This is a genomic window from Thermodesulfobacteriota bacterium, from assembly GCA_040755095.1.
Classification (GTDB): domain Bacteria; phylum Desulfobacterota; class Desulfobulbia; order Desulfobulbales; family JBFMBH01; genus JBFMBH01.
On the sequence record JBFMBH010000216.1, the window covers coordinates 1 to 3,836 of the forward strand.

Consider the following 3,836-nt stretch of genomic DNA (forward strand, 5'->3'; position numbering starts at 1 on the left):
CGGCCTCCTGCCCGCTGCGTCCCCGGGGACCGCCACGCCCGCCGGGCTGCCGGTGGCCGGGCTGCTCCCGCTGGGCGAGCTGCAGGTGGCCGGCGGCCGCCTGCTCCTGGAGCTGCCTGGCCGCACCCTGGAGCTGCCCTTTGAGCTCTGTCTCCGGTCCCGGCCGGCCCCGGAGACCGGCGGATCGGCCTGGCGGGTGGAGGTCCTTGCCGCCGGCATGCCGGTGGCGGCCGACCTCCGCCTGACGCCGGACCGGCAGCAGCTCCTGGCGGACCGCCTGACCGGGCGGCTGGACCTGGCCGTCCTGGGCCGCCTGGGCCGCCTGCCAGCCGCGCTCGGTCTTGCCGGCCACGCCGATCTGGACGGCCACGGCCAGCTGCCCCTGGCCAATCCCCGGGCCGCGACCCTGGACGGCCAGCTCCTCGTCAACGGGCTCACGGTGGAGCACCAGGGCGCCTCGGTGCTGCTGCCGCACTGGCGCCTGCAGCTGGCCGGCGGCACCGATCCTGCCGGCGCCTGGCAGCTGACAGCCTCGGCGGGGCCGCCGAGCCGCTGCCAGCTGGCCCTGGCCCACCGCACCCTGGCCGGCAGCGTGGGCTCCCTGCAGGCGGCCCTTGGCGCCGGGGAGCAAGGCGGCAGCCGCCTGCAGCTCAGCCTCCGGGATCTGGGCCTGCAGGGCCAGGATCTGACAGCGGGTCTCGGGGCGGTCTCCCTCACCGGCCACAGCAGCGGCCAGGGACTGGAGCTGGCTCTCTCGATTGACGAGGGGTTGCTCCAGGCCGGCGGCCGCCGCCTGCGCCTGGGTGCGGCGGACCTGGCAGTCGGGGCCGCTCCTGGGGCCGAGAACTGGCGAGGCCAGGCCCGGCTGCACCTGGCGGATATCGCCCTGGAGGCGTACGCCAGCCAGGTGGCGCTGGCCGCGGCCGACCTGGCCCTGCCCTTCCAGTGGCCGCCGCCGGCTGCGGGCAGCAGCGGCGAGCTGCGGCTGCAGGGGCTGCAGCTGGGGCCGCGCCCGTGGGGCGACCTTGCCGCCACGCTGCGGCAGGAGGGCACTGGCCTGACCGTGGCCGGCCGCTTCCGTCCGGATCCCCTGCCGGAGCTGGCGGTGGATCTTGCGGGTCAGCTGGGCTGGTCGGCGGCAGGCGGGCTGGCCGCCGGCCTCCACTGGCAGCTGCCCGCCACCCCTCTGCCCGCGGACTTGGATCTGGGCCGCCTGGCGCCGGCGGCCCAGGGCGTCTTTCTGGCTGGCGTGCTGGAAGGCCGCGGCCGGCTGACCCTCGAACCGGCCGGCCCCCGCGGGCAGGCCGCCCTGGGCCTCCGGAACGGCAGCGTGCGCTGGCCGGCCCAGGATCTCCTGGTGGAAGGCCTGGGGCTGGAGCTGGCCCTGGCCGAGATCATCCCCCTTACAGGCCGGCCCGGCAGCCGCCTGCGGTTCGAGCGCCTGACCGCAGGCCGCATCGCGCTTCTGGAGGGGGCGGCGGATTTCACCCTGGAATCCGCTGCCAGCCTGCTCGTGGAGCGGGCCAGCGCCTCCTGGTGCGGCGGCCGGCTCAGCCTGACGGCGGCGCGCCTTGGCCGGGATGCCGGCGCCGCCGAGCTGGAGCTGGCCGCCGACCGGCTGCGCATCACTGACCTCGCGACCCAGCTCCAGCTGGGCACGGCGGAAGGGGACGGCACCCTGAGCGGCCGGCTGCCCATCCACTGGTCCCGGGACCAGCTGGCGCTGGGCCACGGCTTCTTCGCCTCGACGCCGGGCACCGGCGGCCGCCTGCGGCTGCCCTCCGACCGGCTGCTGGCCGCGGGCCTGTCCACCGACCGGCCGGAGCTGGGCGGAATTGCTCTTGCTGCCGAGGCGCTTCGGGACTATGACTACCAGTGGCTGCGGCTGGAGCTGGAGCCCCAGGCCGAGGACCTGCGACTGCGACTGCAGCTGGACGGCCGGCCCGCCGGCCCCCTCCCTTTTGTCTTCCAGGAGGAGACCGGGGCCTTTGTGCAGGTCGATCCGGCCTCGCACCCCGGCTCCCTGTTCCAGGGCATCCGCCTGGACCTGAGATTTACCCTGCCCCTGGACCCCCTGGTGCGGTATGGCCGGGGGCTGGGAAGGCTTCTCCGGTAGGCAGAAGAAAGCGGTGCACAACGGAGGTGCGGCATGACCGGAAAGGCGGTGTGCTGGGCAGCCCTGGGCCTGATCGCCGCCGGCTGCACCCGCCACGAGGTGGCGGTGGCGCCGGTGGAGGTGAAGCCGATCCGCATCACCATCGATGTCAACGTCAAGGTGGACCGGGCCCTGGACGAGTTCTTCGACGACCTCGACCAGGCGGCGACCACCCCTGCTGGAGGACCGAGCCATGAAGAGCCGTGACGGCCTGCTCCGCTGGGTCGCATTCCTGGTGACCGCGGCGCTGCTGGCCGCGGCTCCGGCCTGGGCCCGGGACGGCATCAAGGAGCGGATGCGGGAGCGCCTGCCCGCCATCAGTGCCCTCAAGGCCCAGGGGATCATCGGTGAGAGCAGCCAGGGCTTCCTGGACTACCTGGGCAACGCCCGCCCCCAGGAGGACCTGGTCCGGGCCGAGAATGCCGATCGCCAGACGGTTTACAGCGCCATTGCCCGGGAGAGCGGCACCACCCCGGAGCTGGTGGGCCAGCGCCGGGCCCGGCAGCTTTGGCAGCGGGCCCGGCCTGGCGAATGGCTCCAGGGCCCGGACGGCCGCTGGCAAGAGAAGCGCTAACAAGGAATCCACCATGACGGCAAGCGCCGAGCCGGCCAAGGCCATCGTCCTCCTGAGCGGCGGCCTGGACTCCACCACGGTCCTGGCCGCCGCCCGGCAGGAGGGCTATGCCTGCTACTGCCTGAGCTTCGACTACGGCCAGCGCCAGCGGCTGGAGCTGGAGCGCGCCCGGCAGGCGGCCCGGGCCTTCGGGGCTGCCGGCCACCTGGTGCTGCGCCTGGAGCTGAACCGCCTGGCCGGCTCCGCCCTGCTCGGCCACCAGCCAGTGCCCAAGGACCGGCCGGACCTGGCCGAGATCCCTTCCACTTACGTGCCGGCCAGAAACACCGTCTTCCTTTCCCTGGCCCTGGCCTGGGCCGAGACCCTGGGCGCGGCGGACATCTTCATCGGCGCCAACGCCATCGACTACTCCGGCTATCCCGATTGCCGGCCCGCGTTCCTGGCCGCCTTCGAGGCCATGGCCAACCTGGGCACCCGGGCCGGGGTGGAGGGCGGCCGGCCTTTCCGCCTCCACGCCCCGCTCCTGGCCATGACCAAGGCCGAGATCATCCGCCTGGCCATCCGGCTGGGCGTGGACCTGGCCGCCACCCACTCCTGCTACGATCCCGACCCCGCAGGCCGCGCCTGCGGCGCCTGCGACGCCTGCCGCCTGCGCCAGAAGGGCTTTGCCGAGGCCGGGGTTGCCGATCCCACCGTCTACCAGCCACCATGATTGGCTCCTTCAAGTGCAAAGAAACCGCACAGTATACGCATCAACAAGCAGTGGCGGATCTGCTTCGTATGGCAGGGCGGCAATGCTTACGACGTTGAAATCGTCGACTACCACTGACTACGAGGGCATCATGGCAACGCGCGATTTTCCTCCCATTCATCCCGGCGAGATTCTTCGGGCCGAGTTTCTCGAGCCATTGGGAATCAGCCAGTACCGGCTGGCGAAGGATCTCGGTGTCGCAGCCCGGCGCATCAACGATATTGTGCGCGGTCGTCGGGCTATCACCGCTGATACGGCCCTGCGCCTTGGCCGGTATTTCAACATGGAGGCGCAATTCTGGCTCAACCTCCAATCACACTATGATATGGAGGTTGCGCTGGAGGCCCTGGAGGATC

The 3,836-nt window shown here is 72.6% G+C and carries 5 protein-coding genes and 1 pseudogene; all 6 read left to right on the forward strand.

Annotated elements, in window-relative coordinates; genetic code table 11:
• On the forward strand, nt 1-2,116 hold a 2,116-nt coding region (locus AB1634_18885; protein MEW6221578.1), incomplete at its 5' end, for a YdbH domain-containing protein.
• Between the two features lie 33 nt (nt 2,117-2,149).
• Nucleotides 2,150-2,362, forward strand: coding sequence for a hypothetical protein (locus AB1634_18890; GenBank protein ID MEW6221579.1), 213 nt, complete (start codon nt 2,150-2,152; stop codon nt 2,360-2,362).
• Nucleotides 2,349-2,729: a YdbL family protein gene (locus tag AB1634_18895; protein ID MEW6221580.1), complete on the forward strand. Its 381-nt coding sequence runs from the start codon at nt 2,349-2,351 to the stop codon at nt 2,727-2,729. Before AB1634_18890 ends, AB1634_18895 begins: the two co-directional genes overlap by 14 nt.
• 13 nt (nt 2,730-2,742) lie before the next feature.
• The gene (queC, locus tag AB1634_18900; protein ID MEW6221581.1) at nt 2,743-3,441 is read left to right on the forward strand and encodes a 7-cyano-7-deazaguanine synthase QueC; all 699 of its coding nucleotides are present in this window, start codon (nt 2,743-2,745) and stop codon (nt 3,439-3,441) included.
• Nucleotides 3,442-3,468: 27 nt separating this feature from the next.
• Nucleotides 3,469-3,558: pseudogene (locus AB1634_18905) on the forward strand (type II toxin-antitoxin system RelE/ParE family toxin).
• Nucleotides 3,559-3,571: 13 nt separating this feature from the next.
• Nucleotides 3,572-3,836, forward strand: a 265-nt coding sequence (locus AB1634_18910) for a HigA family addiction module antitoxin (GenBank protein ID MEW6221582.1), incomplete at its 3' end; no start/stop codon positions are given.

Excerpts from the sequence above, each read along its gene's own strand:
- queC (MEW6221581.1), top strand. The coding sequence starts at position 2,743 with ATGACGGCAAGCGCCGAGCCGGCCAAGGCCATCGTCCTCCTGAGCGGC.
- AB1634_18895 (MEW6221580.1), top strand. The coding sequence starts at position 2,349 with ATGAAGAGCCGTGACGGCCTGCTCCGCTGGGTCGCATTCCTGGTGACC.
- AB1634_18890 (MEW6221579.1), top strand. The coding sequence starts at position 2,150 with ATGACCGGAAAGGCGGTGTGCTGGGCAGCCCTGGGCCTGATCGCCGCC.